At 59.5% G+C, this 18,280-nt stretch carries 21 protein-coding genes; 11 read left to right on the forward strand and 10 right to left on the reverse strand.

All coding sequences use genetic code 11. From position 1 onward, the window contains the following. Window positions 1-64 precede the first annotated feature (64 nt). A complete protein-coding gene (gene tsf / locus QUE41_RS16975; RefSeq protein ID WP_286340176.1) occupies window positions 65-940 on the reverse strand; it encodes a translation elongation factor Ts in 876 nt (291 codons plus the stop codon). A gap of 121 nt (window positions 941-1,061) precedes the next feature. Then, window positions 1,062-1,790 carry a 30S ribosomal protein S2 gene (gene rpsB, locus QUE41_RS16980; protein WP_028110826.1) on the reverse strand — a complete coding sequence of 243 codons (729 nt, stop codon included), beginning with the start codon at window positions 1,788-1,790 and terminating at the stop codon, window positions 1,062-1,064. A gap of 268 nt (window positions 1,791-2,058) precedes the next feature. Between rpsB and map the strand changes: the two genes are divergently transcribed. The 4 genes from map to QUE41_RS17000 all read left to right on the forward strand — a co-directional run bounded on the left by map (window position 2,059) and on the right by QUE41_RS17000 (window position 6,926). Then, on the forward strand, window positions 2,059-2,847 hold the full coding sequence (gene map, locus QUE41_RS16985; protein WP_286340177.1) for a type I methionyl aminopeptidase: 789 nt from the start codon (window positions 2,059-2,061) through the stop codon (window positions 2,845-2,847). A gap of 55 nt (window positions 2,848-2,902) precedes the next feature. Continuing rightward, window positions 2,903-5,482, forward strand: a complete 2,580-nt coding sequence (glnD, locus tag QUE41_RS16990; RefSeq protein WP_286340178.1) for a [protein-PII] uridylyltransferase — start codon at window positions 2,903-2,905, stop codon at window positions 5,480-5,482. A gap of 15 nt (window positions 5,483-5,497) precedes the next feature. After that, entirely contained in the window at window positions 5,498-6,322 is an 825-nt protein-coding gene (gene dapD / locus QUE41_RS16995; RefSeq protein ID WP_028110829.1) for a 2,3,4,5-tetrahydropyridine-2,6-dicarboxylate N-succinyltransferase, read from the forward strand. A gap of 262 nt (window positions 6,323-6,584) precedes the next feature. Beyond that, window positions 6,585-6,926, forward strand: a complete 342-nt coding sequence (locus QUE41_RS17000; RefSeq protein WP_028110830.1) for a DUF3718 domain-containing protein — start codon at window positions 6,585-6,587, stop codon at window positions 6,924-6,926. A gap of 62 nt (window positions 6,927-6,988) precedes the next feature. Here the strand turns inward: QUE41_RS17000 and QUE41_RS17005 are convergent, their stop codons facing one another. Next, on the reverse strand, window positions 6,989-8,404 hold the full coding sequence (locus tag QUE41_RS17005; RefSeq protein ID WP_286340179.1) for a PTS transporter subunit EIIC: 1,416 nt from the start codon (window positions 8,402-8,404) through the stop codon (window positions 6,989-6,991). A gap of 10 nt (window positions 8,405-8,414) precedes the next feature. Further along, window positions 8,415-8,885 (reverse strand): flavodoxin, encoded by a 471-nt coding sequence (locus tag QUE41_RS17010; protein WP_286340180.1) that lies wholly within the window; start codon window positions 8,883-8,885, stop codon window positions 8,415-8,417. 92 nt (window positions 8,886-8,977) lie between these two features. Between QUE41_RS17010 and QUE41_RS17015 the strand changes: the two genes are divergently transcribed. Continuing rightward, window positions 8,978-9,127 (forward strand): hypothetical protein, encoded by a 150-nt coding sequence (locus QUE41_RS17015; protein ID WP_286340181.1) that lies wholly within the window; start codon window positions 8,978-8,980, stop codon window positions 9,125-9,127. Here the strand turns inward: QUE41_RS17015 and truC are convergent. Together truC and QUE41_RS17025 are read right to left on the reverse strand one after the other, a co-directional pair. Continuing rightward, window positions 9,094-9,852: a tRNA pseudouridine(65) synthase TruC gene (gene truC / locus QUE41_RS17020; RefSeq protein ID WP_286340182.1), complete on the reverse strand. Its 759-nt coding sequence runs from the start codon at window positions 9,850-9,852 to the stop codon at window positions 9,094-9,096. The two genes, QUE41_RS17015 and truC, sit on opposite strands and share 34 nt — an antisense overlap. Beyond that, entirely contained in the window at window positions 9,845-10,165 is a 321-nt protein-coding gene (locus QUE41_RS17025) for a YqcC family protein (RefSeq protein WP_286340183.1), read from the reverse strand. Before QUE41_RS17025 ends, truC begins: the two co-directional genes overlap by 8 nt. A gap of 110 nt (window positions 10,166-10,275) precedes the next feature. Between QUE41_RS17025 and QUE41_RS17030 the strand changes: the two genes are divergently transcribed. Beyond that, entirely contained in the window at window positions 10,276-11,292 is a 1,017-nt protein-coding gene (locus QUE41_RS17030; RefSeq protein ID WP_286340184.1) for a DUF3549 family protein, read from the forward strand. Window positions 11,293-11,295: 3 nt separating this feature from the next. Further along, a complete protein-coding gene (locus QUE41_RS17035) occupies window positions 11,296-11,712 on the forward strand; it encodes a DUF3301 domain-containing protein (protein WP_286340185.1) in 417 nt (138 codons plus the stop codon). A 679-nt stretch (window positions 11,713-12,391) separates the two neighbouring features. On the opposite strand, the gene QUE41_RS17040 is transcribed toward QUE41_RS17035, so the two are convergent. Then, entirely contained in the window at window positions 12,392-13,036 is a 645-nt protein-coding gene (locus tag QUE41_RS17040; protein WP_286340186.1) for a GNAT family N-acetyltransferase, read from the reverse strand. 149 nt (window positions 13,037-13,185) lie between these two features. Between QUE41_RS17040 and QUE41_RS17045 the strand changes: the two genes are divergently transcribed. Next, window positions 13,186-13,419: a DUF2789 family protein gene (locus tag QUE41_RS17045; protein ID WP_286340187.1), complete on the forward strand. Its 234-nt coding sequence runs from the start codon at window positions 13,186-13,188 to the stop codon at window positions 13,417-13,419. A gap of 50 nt (window positions 13,420-13,469) precedes the next feature. On the opposite strand, the gene QUE41_RS17050 is transcribed toward QUE41_RS17045, so the two are convergent. Next, on the reverse strand, window positions 13,470-13,856 hold the full coding sequence (locus QUE41_RS17050; protein WP_286340188.1) for a DUF3192 domain-containing protein: 387 nt from the start codon (window positions 13,854-13,856) through the stop codon (window positions 13,470-13,472). A gap of 180 nt (window positions 13,857-14,036) precedes the next feature. Here QUE41_RS17050 and QUE41_RS17055 point away from each other — a divergent pair, with 180 nt between their 5' ends. From QUE41_RS17055 to exaC, 3 genes are all read left to right on the forward strand, one after another. Further along, window positions 14,037-14,288: a hypothetical protein gene (locus tag QUE41_RS17055; protein ID WP_286340189.1), complete on the forward strand. Its 252-nt coding sequence runs from the start codon at window positions 14,037-14,039 to the stop codon at window positions 14,286-14,288. Between the two features lie 90 nt (window positions 14,289-14,378). Next, window positions 14,379-15,155, forward strand: coding sequence for a Zn-ribbon-containing protein (locus QUE41_RS17060; protein ID WP_286340190.1), 777 nt, complete (start codon window positions 14,379-14,381; stop codon window positions 15,153-15,155). Window positions 15,156-15,364: 209 nt separating this feature from the next. After that, window positions 15,365-16,882: an acetaldehyde dehydrogenase ExaC gene (gene exaC / locus QUE41_RS17065; RefSeq protein ID WP_286340191.1), complete on the forward strand. Its 1,518-nt coding sequence runs from the start codon at window positions 15,365-15,367 to the stop codon at window positions 16,880-16,882. Between the two features lie 31 nt (window positions 16,883-16,913). On the opposite strand, the gene QUE41_RS17070 is transcribed toward exaC, so the two are convergent. Both QUE41_RS17070 and syd read right to left on the reverse strand, forming a co-directional pair. Next, window positions 16,914-17,582 carry an alpha/beta hydrolase gene (locus tag QUE41_RS17070; RefSeq protein WP_286340192.1) on the reverse strand — a complete coding sequence of 223 codons (669 nt, stop codon included), beginning with the start codon at window positions 17,580-17,582 and terminating at the stop codon, window positions 16,914-16,916. A 23-nt stretch (window positions 17,583-17,605) separates the two neighbouring features. Then, window positions 17,606-18,226, reverse strand: a complete 621-nt coding sequence (syd, locus tag QUE41_RS17075; protein ID WP_286340193.1) for a SecY-interacting protein — start codon at window positions 18,224-18,226, stop codon at window positions 17,606-17,608. Window positions 18,227-18,280: the final 54 nt, after the last annotated feature.

The following is an 18,280-nucleotide window of genomic DNA, read 5'->3' on the forward strand; positions in this document are numbered from 1 at the left end:
CTCTATCCTGAATATTAAAAGACCGCGACAGGAGGCCGCGGTCTGCATCAACTAAGCGTTGGCCTTAGGCCTTCTTGGCAGCTTCGATTTGAGCCGCTACTTCAGCAGCGAAATCTTCTTCAGCTTTCTCGATACCTTCACCCACTTCCAGACGTACGAAGTTGGTTACCTCGGCACCCTTGTCAGCCAGCAGCTTGCCACAGGAGATGGAAGGATCCTTAACGAAAGGCTGACCGGTCAGAGAGATCTCACCGGTGAACTTCTTCATGCGGCCTTCAACCATCTTCTCAGCGATTTCCTGAGGCTTGCCGGAGTTAACGGCAATCTCAACCTGGATGGCGCGCTCTTTGGCAACCACGTCGGCATCGACGTCTTCAGGCTTCACGAACTGTGGGTTGGAAGCTGCAACGTGCATGGCGATGTCTTTGGCCAGCTCAGCGTCGCCGCCGTTCAGGGCAGCCACAACACCGATCTTACCACCGTGGATGTAAGCACCCAGGTTAGAACCTTCAACCAGCAGCACGCGGCGAACGTTCATGTTCTCACCGATCTTGGCAACCAGGTTGGCACGGGTTTCTTCAACGGTGATGCCGTCCAGCTCAGCAGCGTTCAGGGCGTCAACGGTGTCGATCTTGCCAGCCAGGGCTACTTCAGCAACCTTGTTGGCGAAAGCCAGGAAGCTTTCGTCACGGGCAACGAAGTCGGTTTCACAGTTAACTTCTACCATTGCGGCCAGACCGTCGTTGCTCTTAACGATGATCACACCTTCAGCAGCGATACGGCCAGCTTTCTTGGCAGCTTTGGCCTGACCGGACTTACGCATGTTCTCAATGGCCAGCTCGATGTCACCGTTGGTCTCAACCAGGGCTTTTTTGCAGTCCATCATGCCAGCGCCGGTGCGCTCGCGCAGCTCTTTTACCAGGGCAGCGGTAATTGCCATGTCCAATTCCTCTATGACTTGCGTCTTTTGAATACTTAAAAAAACAGGGGCCACGATGGGCCCCTGTTAACCAATAACCTTTTGGTTAATAAGGGGCGAGTAAACTCACGCCTTATTATGCTTATTCAGCTTCTACGAAACCGTCTTGCTCAGCTTGAACAGCCAGGTCCTGGTTGCGACCTTCGGTTACAGCTTCAGCAACAGCACCGGTGTACAGCTGGATAGCACGGATTGCATCGTCGTTACCTGGGATAACGTAATCGATGCCGTCTGGGTTGGAGTTGGTATCAACTACGGCAACTACTGGGATACCCAGGTTGTTGGCTTCCTTGATGGCGATGTGCTCGTGCTCGGCGTCGATCACGAAGATAGCATCAGGCAGGCCGCCCATGTTCTTGATACCGCCCAGAGACTTCTCCAGCTTAACCATTTCACGAGTACGCATCAGCGCCTCTTTCTTGGTCAGCTTTTCGAAGGTGCCGTCTTGGCTCTGAGCTTCCAGGTCCTTCAGACGCTTGATGGACTGACGAACGGTCTTCCAGTTGGTCAGCATGCCGCCCAACCAGCGGTGGTCAACGTAGAACTGGTCACATTTCAGAGCAGATTCTTTGATGCTCTGACCAGCAGCGCGCTTGGTACCAACAAACAGGATTTTACCCTTCTTGGATGCAACGTTGCCCAGGAAAGCCAGAGCGTCGTTCATCATAGGAACGGTAGATTCCAGGTTGATGATGTGAACACGGTTACGAGCGCCGAAGATGAAAGGCTTCATCTTAGGGTTCCAGTAACGGGTTTGGTGACCGAAGTGCACACCGGCCTTCAGCATGTCGCGCATAGATACAGTTGCCATGAGATTCCTCAATAATATATGGGGTTAAGCCTCCACGTATCCCATGACCCGACCCCTGAGGGCACCCCGGACCATGTGCCGATACGTGTGTGGTTTAATAACAATTTAACGATATAATGGCGCCATTGTTCGCTTGGGAGCCCAAACCTGATGGTCAGGGGTCCATTCAAGACTCAACAGAACCGGCGCGCTTTATACCATACTGGGGCATAAAGCTCAACCTGACCCGGTTTCCCAGAGCCCGAAATTCGATAGAAAGAGTAGACTAATGAGCATCGTTATCAAAACCCCAGAGCAGATCGAAAAGATGCGCGTGGCCGGCCGCCTGGCTGCCGAGGTGCTGGAGATGATCGCACCCCACGTCAAGAAGGGGGTGACCACGGAAGAGTTGAACACGCTCTGTCATAACTACATTGTGGATGTACAGGAAGCGATTCCGGCGCCGCTGGATTACCACGGCTTTCCCAAGTCCACCTGCATCTCCATCAATGAAGTGGTGTGTCACGGCATCCCCTCTCACAAGAAGCTGAAAGAGGGCGACATCGTCAACATCGACATTACGGTGATCAAGGACGGCTTCCACGGTGACACCTCGCGGATGTTCATCGTCGGCCAGACCCCGCCGCGCAACAAGAAACTGGTGCAGGTGGCCCAGGACTCCCTCTACGCCGCCATCCGCCAGGTGCGACCCGGCCTGTGCATGAGTGAGATCGGCGCCATCATCCAGCCCATCGCCGAACGGGAAGGCTTCTCGGTGGTACGCGACTACTGCGGCCACGGCATCGGCGAGAAGTTCCACGAGGAGCCGCAGATCCTTCACTACCGCAACCGCGCCAAGCTGACCCTGCAGGCCGGCATGTGCTTCACCATCGAGCCCATGGTCAACGCCGGCGACTACCGCTGCAAGCTGAACAAGAAAGATGGCTGGACAGTGACCACCAAAGATGGCCAGCCCTCCGCCCAGTGGGAACACACCCTGCTGGTGACCGAAGATGGCGTCGAGGTGCTGACCCTGCGCAGTGACGAAACCCTGGAAAGGGTGATCTCCCACTCCTGACCTCTCACCGACCCGCCGCCGGTGCGGCGGGTCCTTCACAAGGACCCTCGCCGGCATGAACGCCCTGACCCTGACCCCTCCCCTGCTGAAACACCAGCTCGAACAGCACCGCCAACACCAGCAGCAAAAATTTGCCGAGGGGGAAGCCATCGGCATCCTCCTGGCGGAGCGCGCCGCCTTCATCGATGCCATGCTGGTGCAGCTGTGGCAGGAACTGAACCTGGGGAACTGTCCTGTGGCCCTGGTGGCCGTTGGCGGCTATGGCCGGGGTGAACTGCATCCCAACTCCGACATCGACCTGCTGGTGCTCACCAGTGAGTGCTGCACCTCGGTGATGGAGGAGGCGATCGGCACCCTGCTCACCACCCTGTGGGACGCCAAGCTGGACGTAGGCCACTCGGTGCGCACCGTGGAGGAGACCTTCAGCCAGGCCCAAGGGGACATCACCATCGCCACCAACCTGCTGGAGTCCAGGCTGCTCTGCGGCGACACCAGCCTGTTTCAGCAGCTGCACGCCAGGTTGGAGGATGAGACCTTCTGGCCGGTGGACCAGTTTTATCTGGCCAAGCGCGAAGAGCAGCGGGGTCGCCACAACCGTTTCTCCGCCTTCGACCTTGAGCCCAACATCAAATCCTGCCCTGGCGGGTTGCGGGACATTCAAACCATCACCTGGGTGGCCATTCGCCACTTCAGCGCCGGCTGCCTGGCGGAGTTGGTCTCCCACGGCTTCCTGGCCAGGGAGGAGCTGGAGGAGCTCAATGCCTGCCGGGATTTCCTGTGGCGTCTGAGATTTGCCCTGCACCTGGCCGCCGGCCGGGCCGAGGACAAGCTGCTGTTTGACCACCAACCCAAGGTGGCCGAGCTGCTGGGCTATACCCAGGGCACCCAACTGCCGGTGGAGCAGATGATGAAGCGCTACTACCGCACCATACGTGCGGTACGGGAGCTCAACCAGATGCTGCTGCAGTTGTTCAAGCGGGAGGTGCTGCCTCAATTGGCGTTCAGCCAGCCCCTGCAGCCTCTGGACGAGGATTTCAGTCTGATGGGGCACTACATTACCGTGCGCCACGAGGGGGTGTTTGAGGAGCCGCATAAGATCCTGACCCTGTTCCACCATGCCGCCGTGCAGGAGGAGGTGGAAACCGTGGCCGCCCCCACCCTGAGGCTGCTGCGCAACGCCCGGCGCCGGCTTAAGCTGCCCCTGAGTGACCTGCCCCAGTGCCGGGAGCAGTTTATGGCGATATTGCGCCATCCGAGGGGGATCAAGGCGATCTCCCTGATGCACAGACACGGCATCCTCTCCAGCTACATCCGCGCCTGGCAGCAGATCGTCGGTCAGATGCAGTTTGATCTCTTCCATGCCTACACCGTGGATGAGCACACCCATCGATTGCTTCTGTTTATCGAACGATTCTCCGATCCCGCCCATAAGGAGATCTTCCCTCTGGGCTCGCTGCTGATCGACCAGTTACCCAAGAAGGGACTGCTGGTGCTGGCCGCCATCTTCCACGACATCGCCAAGGGGCGGGGCGGAGACCACAGCGAGCTGGGTTCCGACGATGCCCTTAAGTTCTGCCATCTGCACAACCTCAACGATCATGACGGCCGACTGGTGGCCTGGCTGGTACGCAACCACCTGCTGATGTCGGTCACCGCTCAGCGCCGCGACATCAATGATCCCGAGGTGGTGCGGGAGTTCGCCGAAAACGTCAGTGATCTCACCAGGTTAAGCTACCTTTACTGCCTGACCGTGGCCGATATCTGCGCCACCAATGACAACCTGTGGAACAGCTGGAAAGGCTCCCTGCTCAGCCAGCTGTACCACAGCACCCGCGGCATGCTGCTCGGGGGACTGGAGAAGCCGGTGGACACCCGGGGCAAGATCCGGGAAAACCAAAACAAGGTATTGCACCAGCTAGGAAAAATGGGGCTGGAGGAGGCGGATGTCTCGCCACTTTGGCAGCGCTTCAGCGCCGACTACTTCCTGCGCTTTACCCCGGCCCAGGTGTTCCATCACACCCAGGCACTGCTGACCCGCCAGGACGACCAACCCCTGGTGGAGATGGTGGAGCACGAAGCCAGTGGCGGCACCGAACTCTTCGTCTACTGCCGGGACAGGGCGGGCCTGTTCGCCACCCTGATGGCGGTGTTCGACGGCAAGAACATCACGGTGCACGACGCCCAGATCTTCACCTCCAGGGATGGGTTTGCCCTGGACAGCTTCATCATCCTGGAGCAGGACGGCAGCGCCATCAGTCACCCATCACGAATCAACAGTCTGCGCAATGCCATCGTCCGGGCCCTGCTGGCCCCCATGCCGGCAAAAGTACGACAGCGGCCATTGCCAAGGCGGATGCGACAGTTTAAGGTTCGTACAGAGGTGAACTTCCTTCCGGCCAAGCGCAAGCAGGGTTCGATGGTGGAGATCATCTCCTTGGATTCTCCCGGCCTGCTGGCCCGAATCGGTCAGGTTGTGGATCAGTGTGGCCTCATTGTGCACTCCGCTAAGATCACCACCGTGGGTGAAAAAGCTGAAGATCTCTTCATGCTGGCTAACCCGGACGGTGCCGCCCTGACCCCGGAACAGCAAAGCCACTTCCGGGAATCCCTAACCCAAGCATTAACCACCGAATAGCAGAGGATTAATTCGATGACCGAACTGCAACAACGCATTGAAGCCGCTTTTGAGCGCCGCGCCGACATCACCCCAGCCAATGCCGACGCCGCCCTGGTTCAGGACGTGAAACACGCCCTGGATCTGCTGGATAAAGGCCAGGCCCGCGTTGCAGAGAAACAGAACGGTCAGTGGGTGGTGAATGAGTGGCTGAAGAAAGCGGTACTGCTCTCCTTCCGCCTGTTCGACAACCAGGTGATGGAGGGCGGCGAGACCCGCTACTTCGACAAGGTGCCCATGAAGTTCGCCGACTACGACGATGCCCGTTTCCGTCAGGAAAGCATCCGCGTGGTGCCGCCCGCCACCGTGCGTCAGGGCGCCTTTGTTGGCCGCAACACCGTACTGATGCCCTCCTACGTCAACATTGGCGCCTACGTCGATGAAGGCACCATGGTGGACACCTGGGCCACCGTGGGCTCCTGTGCTCAGATTGGTAAGAACGTGCACCTCTCCGGCGGTGTTGGCATCGGCGGCGTTCTGGAGCCCCTGCAGGCCAGCCCCACCATCATCGAGGACAACTGCTTCATCGGTGCCCGTTCCGAAGTGGTGGAAGGCGTCATCGTCGAGGAGGGCTCCGTCATCTCCATGGGCGTTTACCTGGGCCAGAGCACCCGCATCTATGACCGTGAAACCGGTGAAGTTCACTACGGCCGCGTGCCTGCCGGCTCCGTGGTCGTCTCCGGCACCCTGCCCTCCTCCGATGGCTCCTGTAACCTGTACGCGGCCATCATCGTGAAGAAGGTGGACGCCAAGACCCGCTCCAAGGTGGGCATCAACGAGCTGCTGCGCAGCGCTGAATAAGCCACGCAGAGCAAAAAACGGTCCTAAAAGGCCGTGCCCCTGACAAAAAGCCCGCTTAAGCGGGCTTTTTTTGTTTCAGTGCAGACACACTTTTCTCAGGCTTTTCTCACCCAAATGAACCACCTCCATCTTTCTGGCCGTCTGGCCGCAATCAGGGACACACCCTTTTACCCTTTGTAACCACCTGAACATACCTGAGCCACCATGCTTAGTGGGACACGATCACCCCCAATCACCCCTGGGATATACCAAGGAGAAAGGAATGAAAGCACTGACTCTTACCGCCGCCGCCCTGGGTATGGCCCTCGCTCTGCCCGCACAGGCGGCCATGACCTCCGCCATGGAGCAGTCATTGATCGCCACCTGCAAAGCCTCACTCTCCAACAGCCGTCTCACCTTCCACAACACCATGAAAGTGTACCGGGTCAATCCCTACCGGGTGCTGGACAAGCTGGTGTGCAACGGCGATGACGTGGCCACTTTTGCCGAAGTAAATGGGGCCGACAAGGTTGCCAATCTGATCAGAGACCGCTACTACGAAGGTCAGGTGACCATTCAGGATATCGCCTTCAATGGCCAGCGGCTGGAAGTCTGGTTTGACTAAAAAAGACAAGCGATAGGGTAAGAGAAGCCGCTGCACAGCGGCTTCGTTCATTCACACCCATGTCAGGCGCGCAGCAACAGTTCCTGCATCTCCCCCCGCAGCTTCTCAGCCTGGGGGCCAAACACCACCTGGACACCATCGCCGATCACCACCACTCCCTTGGCGCCAAGCTGCTTGAGTTGGGGTTCCTTGACCATGGCGGCCTGATGGACACTCACCCGAAGGCGGGTCAGACAGGCATCCAGATCCCGGATATTGTCCCCGCCGCCCAGGGCGCTGAGCACCTCCTCGGCGCTGATCTCCTCTTTGGCCTCGTGGGGGGTTCGCCCCGGAGTCGGCAGATTAAAGCGGGTGATCACAAAGCTGAACAGGAAATAGTAGGCCACCCCGTAGAGGATCCCCAGCACCCAGAACCAGATGTCGTTGCGGGAGAGGTGGTAGAACAGGCTAAAGTCCAGCAGCCCCTGGGAGAACACCAGCCCGTGGTGGAAATCCACGGCGATGGCCAGCACATAGGCCAGGCCGGTCAGCAGGGCGTGCACCAGATAGAGCAGCGGCGCCACAAACAGGAAGACAAACTCCACAGGCTCGGTAACACCGGTGATGGCGCAGGTCAGTCCGGCGGAGAACATCACCCCCGCGGTCTGGGTGCGCTGATTGACATCGGCACAGCGCCAGATGGCCAGGGCCGCCGCCGGCAACCCCCACACCTTCACCAGATAGCCTCCCGCCAGGTGTCCGGCATCGGGATCTCCCGCCAGGAAGCGCCCCACCTCGCCCTGAATCAGGTAGCCGGCAGGGGTGGAGAAGCTGCCCACCTCGTAGTAGAACGGCAGGTTCCAGATATGATGCAGCCCCAGAGGGATCAGCAGTCGCTCCACCAGACCATAGACTCCCCAGGCCAGCATCGGTTGCTGATACACCACCCAGTGAGAGACCTTATCCAGCAGCAGGGTCATCCAGGGCCAGAGACTGGCCATCAACAGCCCCAGCAGGATGGCCGCAGGCACATTGGCCAGAGGCACCAGCCGGCGACCGGCGAAGAAGCCGAGAAACTCCGGCAGTTCGGCCCGGTAGCAGCGGCGGTACACCATAGAGGTCACCGCCCCGCTGAGGACGCCCCCCAGGGCGCCGGTATTGAGCGTCGACATCCCCAGCACCGTGCTGGTCTCCCAGCCATACACCTGGGCCAGCACCGACATGGTGGCCAGCATCACCCCATAGCCAATGACCGCCGACACCGAGGCGGAACCGTCCTGATGACAGAAAGAGAGGGCGATGGCCATGGCGAACAGCAGGGGCAGAAGGCTGAAGATCACCGAGCCGGTCTGCAGCAGCAAACTCTGCACCACCTCGGGGAAGATACCCAGAGGGCTGGTGCCCAACCCCAACAGGAGACCCGCAGCCGGCAGCACCGCCACCGGCACCATCAGGGCCTTACCGACCCTTTGCAGACTGCGGAACCAGCTTTTGGTCATAACCCCTCGACTACGCCTCGACCAGTGCCTCGCAGAGCTGTCTCTGCCAGGACTCCACCCAGGGCAGAGCCACCTGCTCGGGCTCCATGGTCTCGCAGGCATCGATCTGCAGACGCTCTCCGATGCGCACGGCGGTCAGTTCGGCGAGCAGCTCATCGAACTGGCGCCCGGCACCACAGAAGGTGTCTCCGTAGCTGGAGTCACCCAGGGCAATCACGCCGTAGCGCAACTTGGGCACCAGGGGAAACTGCTCGTTGAGAGAAAGGAAAAGGGGAAGCAGGTTGTCGGGAAGGTCGCCGCTGCCTGTGGTGGAGGTCACCACCAGCCAGGCGTCGCTGCCCTCCGCCAGCAGTTGATCCGCAGACTGGGCATCACTGATGGCAGCCTGATGGCCTTGTACCTGCAGAGCCTGACATACCTGCTCCGCCGTGAACTCGGCTCCACCATACACCGACCCCACTAACACACTGATCCTGGCCATCGAACTACATCCTGTTAATGACTTGATAAATTCCCAATTCCACCTTACTGTAAGGACCGAAAAGGCGCAACAACCGCGCCAACGGAGGCAGGATGCAGTTCCGTCAGAGAGTACGTCGTACTCATCACAGGATTCACGTCAAGCGGCAGCGTATCCGCCGCCTGACCTATTTCACCCACACCCATATGGAGCGCCTGGGCTCCCTGCCTCAATCCGCCCCCAGCGGCTCCAAAAGGCGATAAGCCTGCTGCTCTGTTGACCAGCCAAATGCCTCGAACAGGCGCAGCCACTCCTCCTCCAGCTTAGTCTCCAACTCGATGCGCTCTCCGGTCACCGGATGATCGAAGCACAAAGCCTTGGCCAATAACCACAGACGCTGCACCCCGAAATGATCCCGGTAGAACTTGTTATGGCGTCCGTCGCCATGGCTGGTGTCGCCGATAATGGGATGGCGCAGGTGCGCCATATGGCGGCGCAGCTGATGCTTGCGACCGGTCAGCGGCTTCATCGCCACCAGGGTATAACGGCAACTGTCGTAACGTCCGACCGGATAGGGCAGCTCCACCCGATGAAGAGGACGATAACAGGTGACCGCTTCCTGAGCCTCCTTATCCTGATCCGCCTGGGCGTCGGCGATCTTATCCAGCTCCTCCTTCAGAGGGTAATCCAGCTCTCCCCCCTCATTGAGGTACCCCCTGACCAGGGCCAGATACTCTTTGTGGATACCGCGCTCGGCAAACTGGGGCTGCATAATTCGGGCAATCTCTGCGGACTTGCCAAACAGCAGGATGCCCGACGTGGGCCGGTCCAACCGGTGCAGCGGGTACACATGACACCCCACCTGATCCCGAACCATCTGCATGGCAAACTCGGTTTCCCGCTTAGCCAACCAGCTGCGGTGCACCAGCAGGCCACTGGGTTTGTGCACCGCCACCAGATGCTCATCTTCAAACAGAATCTCAAGCATCTTGTGCCTCACTCATCAGGGAGTCCAGCTTCGACAACAGGGCAATCACCTCGTCACGGCCCGCCAGGGCCTCTTCCGCCATGGGCGCCACCGCCACCTTGGTGGGCAAAGGCGCCCCGGCGTCCAGCAGGGCAAACAGCCTGGGCAGGTAGATAAACTGAAGCCACTGCTCAAACCTCAGGGTGTCCACGGCAAAGGGCTGAGTACTGGCCAGCGCCTGGGCCGGCACCGGCTCAGACTGCCACAAGCCATCTTGAATCAATTGCGCCTGCAACCGCTCAAGCTCGCGGCGAACCGCCATCTTCAGGGTCATCTCTCACTCCCGGGGATCAAATGGTGCGGAATCATACCATCGGATTCTGCTTGCCCCTATAATAGCGCGCTCAATTGCTTTACAGCCGTGCCAGAAACCAGAGAGCGCTCATGGAAAACATCACCACTTTGCATCAGTTCCTCCAGGCCGCAGGGGTCCAGTATCAGGTATTCGACCTGGGACGCCGGGTGGTTCCCCTGGATCCCATCGAGTTTGCCCAGGTGGAGGCGACCCAAAGCCCCTACCCCTATCCCCGCAGCGGCCATGCCTGGCTTGGGGTACTGTTCTGGAATCCGGCCCTGTCCCAGGACCACTACATCTGGTTCATCAAGCTGCCCCTGGATGAGCGTGGCCTGCTGAACCCCGCCGCCCGCAGCCAGTTTCTGCAGACCGTGGTGGACGCCCTGGGCAAGGACCCCACCGCCCCCATGACCCAGGAGCAGCAGGAACAGCTCAAGAGTAACCCCTTTATCTTTCAGCCCAGTCAGGACAAGCTGGCGGTGTTCCATGCCCGCATCAATGCCCAGCTGGCCCGCCCCGCCTCCATCTATTACGAACACTGCCAAAGCTACCTGAAAGGTCAGTTGGGCTGGGACAACTGGCAGCAGCTGGGCCTGCAGGGACTGGCGGACAACCTGGCCCGTCTCAGCCTGGCGCAACGGGAGGAGGAGCTGCCGGTGGCCATCGGCCAGATGCCCCCAGAACCCCTGGCCGCCTTTGCCTCAGTGGCGGAGCACTTCCCCTGCTCACCCCAGATGGCCAAAGCCTGGCTGACCCTGATGGGAGAGGGGGATCACGACGCCATCAACCAGATGGCCCTGCGCGGATTGGCTGGACACAAAGCGTCCCTGACCAAGGCGATCGAGCTGGCCCTGCCCCAGGCCAGCGCCGACACTCTGGTGGTGATCGCCGCCCGCTGTTGGGAGGCCTTGACCCACCCGCCTCTGCTCAAGGCCTACCTGACCCGACTGGCAAAACTGGACAAAACCCTGTTCGTAGCTCTTTACTCTGATCTGGTTTCCATGCCAACGTTACGTCAACAGGTTTTAAGTGTCCTGAGGGACCCCGAGCGGGATCAGGCCCTGGCGGAAGCCATCGGCCACCTCATGCAAAGTGTTAAGGCGTAGGGAATGTTGAATCTCACCGATCTTATTCTGGGACTGGTGGTGTGCGGAATCGCCGCCATCTTCTGGCAGCTGAGGCAGATCTCCGAGATCGCCGAATTTCATGCCAAGCGGGTCTGCCAAAAACGGCGTCTGCAGTGGGTCAGCACCGCCAGAGTGCGCGCCCGTCTGGGCTTTATTGCCGGCCAGGGGCTGGGGTGGAACACCCGCTATCAGTGTGAGTTCTCCACCGATGGCATGAACCGGCTGCACGCCACTGTGGTGATGAGCGGCAAGAAGCTCAAGGATGTGGAGATGCCCTTCTACCCTGAGCCCGAGTGGCAAGAGGTGCCTCAAAGCAAAGGACGCATCGGCGGTTGCGGCGGAGGCCGTGCACCGGCCTCCAATTGCTCCAGCGGCAGCTGCTCCAGTGGTTGCAAGTAGCCTAAAAAGCAATAAAAAAGCCTGACGCGAGTCAGGCTTTTTTATTGCGGCTTCCTTTGGCCAGCCTCAACGGAGAGAATCTCTGACCCCGGGGCGATACTTTTTGAAACCACAAATAGAACGGGGCGCACAGAGTGCGCCCCTAGATATTACACGCTAAGCAATCCCGCTATAATTCGTGCTCCCTGCATCATCCTTGCGTACCACTCGCTTCCTGCGATCTTCCCTGTGCTGATCCTTCAGCATCCCTGTACATTGCTGTACTGTTCTCCTTAACACGATAACATCCTGTTATCGAACGCATCTCCGTCCTGGAGGTGTCCTGTACCTTCCTTGGGATTCTGCAATCCTGGCAGAGCGGCTCCCCTTTCAAGTCTCACCATCCTAGTGATGTCTGTCCGGTTCGCCCAAACCGTCTCTTAAATGGCGACTCCCTGTCACGCATCTCCAAGTCGGTTTAGAAGCCTGTTCCCTTGGCACACCTTAAAGTCTACTCAGATCACAGAAACAAACAAGATAGGGGACCAAATCAATGGCTGGTGGATTATTGGTCGATTCGAGGGTTGTAATTAGCCTTTATTCCTTACAATCAATTACTTGGATTTTGATAACGAGATTGGACCTGCCAAAAGACCCACCATTTTCCTACAGGCTTGTAAGAGATCTCGCACAAAATCCATCAGACCGATTGAGCCACACCATCCCGATCGGCCGCATCGAAGTACATTAATTGACCGGTAACGTCGCCCAATGTCACCTTTTCCATGGACTTGAACCCCTTTCGGGCAAACAACTGTTCATGCTGGGGCTGGGACACAAACACCGCCAATCCCTGCGAGTCACTCTCAGACAACAGTTGCAGCAAAGAGGCCAGAACCTGGCCACCGATCCCCTGATTCTGATGCTGGGGATGGACGGCAATCAACTGCAACAACCAGTAATCGTCCCCGGGCAACATCCCCTTGAGCTCATCTTCCCGCTCCATCCAGTGACGGGTAGGGCTCCAGCCTGTGCCCAAAGCCATCTTCAGTCGCCAATACCAGTAACGGCTCTCCCCTTGCGGGTACTCCTTGTCGACGATACAGGCGACCGCCACCAGGACATCCTCCTGATAAAAACCCACCAGCTTCTGTTTGTGCTGCCACAGCTCCGCCAGCTCCTCACGCAACGCAGCCCGGAGCTTCTGGCCATAGCCCTGCCGGCCGAAAGCCTGCTGAAAAAACAGGTCATCGTGGTAGGCGTTGTAGAGCAACGAAGCCGCAACCCTCAGCTCTTCAGCCGTCAGGTAGCTGGCCTTGATCTCAGCGCTCTGCCCTTGGCCCATACTCTCTCTCCTGCGTTCAACTCTCTCTGGATACACCTTGATAACACAAGATCTTTTTCCAGTGTACCCCGACCATTGGTTTAAGGCCCGGCCAAGGCTCAGCTTTGAGACTACACTCAAGGTGATTCTTCAATGGAAAGGATGCAGTTATGGACACCACCAAAGCCAATCTGAACAACCTGTTCGACCAGCTGGGCATGGCCAGTGATCCAGTTTCCGTCTCCCACTTTATTCAGGGCTATCATCTCGACGCCGACACCCCCATCGAAGCTGCAGGCTTCTGGACCCAGGCGCAGGCCGACTTTCTTAGGGAGGGACGCAGCAGCGACGGAGAGTGGAGTGAAGTGATCGATCAACTGGACACCCTGCTGCACAAAAACTAGAGACAAAAAAACGCCGGCAAGGCCGGCGTTTCTGATTCTCTGCCTCCCCCTTAGATGGAGTTGCTGTAGGCCTTGTTGCCCCAGCCCACCACCTTGCCTCCCTCGAACACCACCGGGGTGCACTCGTCCTTAGAGGTCTTGCCGTCACCCTTGGTGCGGTGGGTTCGATAGAACAGCACCTGAACCTCTTTGCTCTCTTCACGGTAAAACTCATTAAACTCGGCGGTGCCCATCAGCGCCACCACCTGATCCACACTCATGCCGGGGCTCAGCTGGGACAGCCTCTCCCGATTGCGCTTCTCCACCTCCTCCCAGGAGCTGTGGCTATCGCCATCCCAGGAGTCGCCCTCCCAGCCGTCGCCGCCAACGGCAACAACACATCCGGACAGGCTCAGAGTCAGGGCAATGGCGGCAGGCAGCATCAGTTGGTTCTTCATTCTTCGTTCTCCTTGTCAAATTCGATAACGGCTAAGGAATAGCAAGAGGTTTGCCAAAAGTTAAAACCGTTAACTTTCAATAATTTAAATATATTCCTTGTGTCAGTTTTAGGATTTGCGCCACACTGTTGGTAAATCTCACTACTTTTTATCAACATGAACCAAGACATTCTTCTCGCCTTGGCCAAACTGCACCGTCAGGGGCAGGAGGTCACCCTGGCCAAGCTGAAGGCCGCCGCCACAGGGCGTCACCCCATGCCGGCGCTGATCCAGGCGATCAAGGCTTACCAGGCGGATCCCGAAGGCGTTCTGGCGCAGGTGCCTGAATCACCGCAGCCGCCCCCCGCTGAGGAGGATCGCCTCAGCCAGCTGGAACGCCAGGTGCAGGAGCTGACTGCCCGGCTTGCCGCGCTGGAGTCCAAACTGGGCTGACGCCCCTCCAGGTCATAACGGGAGAGTCATCCCCTTGCTCCCCTTGGTCCGGTCGCTATAATTGCCCGCCTGACTGTATTGGAGCCCCCTATGTATCTGGTTGAACTTCGCTTTGAGTGCTTTGCCGACACCACCCTCTCTCAGGTGGAGTACGCCATCAATCAACTGGTGGAAGCGTGGCGGGCCAATGGCCAGATTCTGGGGAAAGAGTTTCCGGTGATGCAGCACGACGCCGAGTTCAGGCTGCGCGCCCTGTGCCCGGAAGAGGAGAGCCTGCACCCAAGGTTTCACTCCGACTGGGCCCAAAGGCGCATCGACCTGCTGGCAGAGGCCAAACTGACCCGTCCCCGGCTCAAGGTGTTGGGCCGGGACATCAACAGTGAAGCCAGCTCCCCGGTGCTGCCCAGCAACTGGCAACTGCTGTACACCACCTATGTGCACACCTGCTCGCCACTGAGGGACGGCGAGACCATGATGCCCGTGCCCCTGTACCGGCTGCCCGCCACCTTCAACGGCGACCACAAGGCGCTGATCAAGTGGCAGAGTGAATGGCAGGCCTGTGATGAACTGCAGATGGCCGGCAGCGGCGCCGTGGAGTTCGCCGCCCTGGATGAGATCACCAGCGTCAACAGCGCCCTGTTCCGTCGGGGCTGGGATCTACGAGGTCGCCTCGAGTATCTGACCCAGGTCCCCACCTACTACTACCTCTACCGGGTCGGCGGGGGATCGCTGGAGGAGGAGAAGGCCAGGCCCTGCCCTCGCTGCGGCAATCAGGAGTGGTTCCTGGGCGAGACCATCCACGACCTGTTCCACTTCGTCTGCCACGACTGTCGCCTGGTCTCCAACCTCTCCTGGGATCTGATCTAAGCTCAGTTGGACCGGCTGAGGCAGCCCCATCGACCTCTGCCCCTACGACTAAAGTCGATGGGCAATGGCGCCCAACCCCGGCATACTCAGATATCGGCTCATCACAGAGCCACCATCCACAGAGCATTCGGCACCGCCGAAGCCCAAGTCGTATCAGGGCAGGTCGTCTCCGCCGTGCCGGAGCTCGCAAACCGCGAAGGAGACGCACCATGATCTACCAGAAGCCCGGCACCCCAGGGGGCCTGTTCAGCTTTAAATCCCGTTACCAGAACTTCATCGGCGGCCAGTGGGTTGAGCCGGTTCAGGGTCGTTACTTCCCCAATACCACACCGGTGGACGGCTCCACCATCTGCGAAATTCCCCGATCCAGTGCCGAAGACATCGAGTTGGCCCTGGATGCCGCCCATAAGGCCCAGCCCATCTGGGGTAACACCGCCGCCGCCGAGCGGGCCAACCTGTTGCTGAAAATTGCCGACCGCATCGAGGCCAACAGCGAGGTTCTGGCCCTGGTGGAGACCTGGGACAACGGCAAGCCAATCCGCGAAACCCTGGCGGCGGATCTGCCCCTGTGCGTGGACCACTTCCGCTACTTCGCCGGCGCCCTGCGCGCCCAGGAGGGCAGCATCGGCCAGCTGGATGCCCACACCAACGCCTACCACTTTCACGAGCCCATCGGCGTGGTGGGACAGATCATCCCCTGGAACTTCCCGCTGCTGATGGCTGCCTGGAAGCTGGCTCCTGCCCTGGCGGCGGGCTGCTGCGTGGTGCTCAAGCCTGCGGAACAGACCCCGGCCAGCATCCTGGTGCTGATGGAAACCATCGGCGATCTGCTGCCCGAGGGGGTGGTCAATGTGGTCAACGGCTTTGGTGAGGAGGCGGGACAGGCCCTGGCCAGCTCCAAGCGCATCCGCAAGCTGGCCTTCACCGGCTCCACCCAGGTGGGGCGACATATCATGCATCAGGGAGCGGATAACCTGATCCCGGTGACCCTGGAGCTGGGGGGTAAATCCCCCAACATCTACTTCGAAGACATCATGGATCAGGATGACGCCTATATCGACAAGTGCGTCGAAGGGCTGTTGCTGGGCTTCTTCAATCAGGGGGAAGTATGTACCTGCCCGTCCAGGGCGCTGGTGCAGGAGTCCATCTACGACCGCTTTATCGAGCGGGTGCTGGAGCGGGCCAAGGCGATTAAGCAGGGCAACCCCCTGGATACCGAGACCCAGGTGGGCGCCCAGGCGTCTCAGGAACAGTTCGATAAGATCATGAGCTACATGAAAGTAGCCCGCGAGGAGGGCGCCGAGTTCCTCCTGGGCGGCGATGCCTTTACCCCGGCCGATGGCAGCGGCGGCTTCTATGTGCAGCCCACCCTGCTCAAGGGCACCAACGACATGAGGGTGTTCCAGGAGGAGATCTTCGGCCCCACCCTGGGGATCACCACCTTCAAGGATGAGGCGGAGGCGATCGCCATCGCCAACGACACCAGCTATGGCCTGGGTGCCGGAGTGTGGACCATGGATCAGAACCGGGCCATGCGCCTGGGCCGGGCCATCGAAGCCGGCAGAATCTGGGTCAACTGCTATCACCTCTACCCGGCCCACGCCACCTTCGGCGGCTACAAGCAATCGGGCATCGGACGGGAAACCCATAAGGTGGCGCTGTCCAACTACCAGCAGACCAAAAACCTGCTGGTGAGCTATGACCCCAACCCTCTGGGCTTCTTCTAGTCCCTTAAAAAACGGCCTCATTCGAGGCCGTTTACCCCTTTGTAGCAGCCATCCACTCTTTGACCGGCGCCAACCACGCCTGCCGAGGCAGATAGAAGGCACCGTGCCCCTGGCCTGTGGTGATCGCTACCTCTTCGAAGCTGCTGACGCCGGGGCTGCGGTCCATCAGAAACTGACAGGAGCCCACCTGATCCGTGGTCTCATAGATGGAGAGCACCCGGCCATAGGCTTGCACCTCAGGGTGCCCTTTCACCAGCCCGGCGCAGCCTGCCAGAATCACCAGATTGATCTCCGTCTCCCTGAGCTCGTTGGCGGTCAGCACCGACAGGGCGCCCCCTCGGGAAAACCCCATCAGGGTAATGTTGTGGGCCGGTACGCCATCGGCCATCAACCCCTCGACCCTGGCCGCCAGTGACTTGGCGTAACCAAAGGGCTCGGTGCCTGCAGGTCTGTGATGGGCAATCAGGCGGTACTCATCGCTGCTCAGGGCCCGAAGCACATCCGGGTAATCGTACAGCCCCCACCTGGGACTTATGGGCCTGGGATCGTCGCCCTCGACGATGTAGCCGTGGGAGTAGATGAGGTAGCGCGCGTCAGGGTCGGCCAGCTCCGGAAAGGCCTGCTCCAGGCTGGCAAGGGCGCTGAAAGACAACAGCAGTAAGGTCCCCACAAGGGAACGCCAGGGGGTCATCACTGACATAACTCTCTCCTTGGAATCGCAGACTAACTGCGGCCGGTCAAATGCCCCAGCATGATTTTCACCCTAGCCCAGAAACCGGGTCGCGGTGGCTCCACCGGCATGGGCTCTGGCAAAACCACCCTGGGGGAGAGGCTGTCAAACAACGCCTCCAGGGAATCCGCCACCCGGGTTTCGGGTTCCTTGCCCGGTAACTCCAGCCAGATGGAGCCGTCGCCGTTGTCCAGCACCAGCATCAGGTCCGAGTCCGCCATCACGCCGATGAACCAGGTGGGCGGCTGCTTCAGTTTCTGCTTCATCAGGGCATGGCCGATCAGGTTCTCCTGGAGAAACTCGAAGTCCTCCTCGTTCCAGGGCTGCAGCAGTTCGCCGGCGCCGAAGGAGGCATCGAATCCCGGGTTACCCCCATAGAAGTGACCGTAGAACTCGGCCAGGGCGGGGTGCAACTCCAGCTCCAGGGCCTGGGCCAGGTTGCCGAAATCTGCCGCATCACGGGCCGCAGGCTGCCAGAGCTGTCCCAGCTCATGCTCTCCGGCACTGGCGGGGCCGGATTCGCTGCGATCGGTCACGGGCAGATGGCCGTGGGTCTGGGTCCAGGCAGAGGCGTGGCGGTCGAAAAACTGGCCAAGAGGCGAGCTGTGGTTCATGGGGTTGGCATCTCTGGGTTAGAATAGCGGGATATTGTGCCACGTTTCGGAATC

This window comes from Ferrimonas sp. YFM (assembly GCF_030296015.1).
Lineage (GTDB): Bacteria > Pseudomonadota > Gammaproteobacteria > Enterobacterales > Shewanellaceae > Ferrimonas.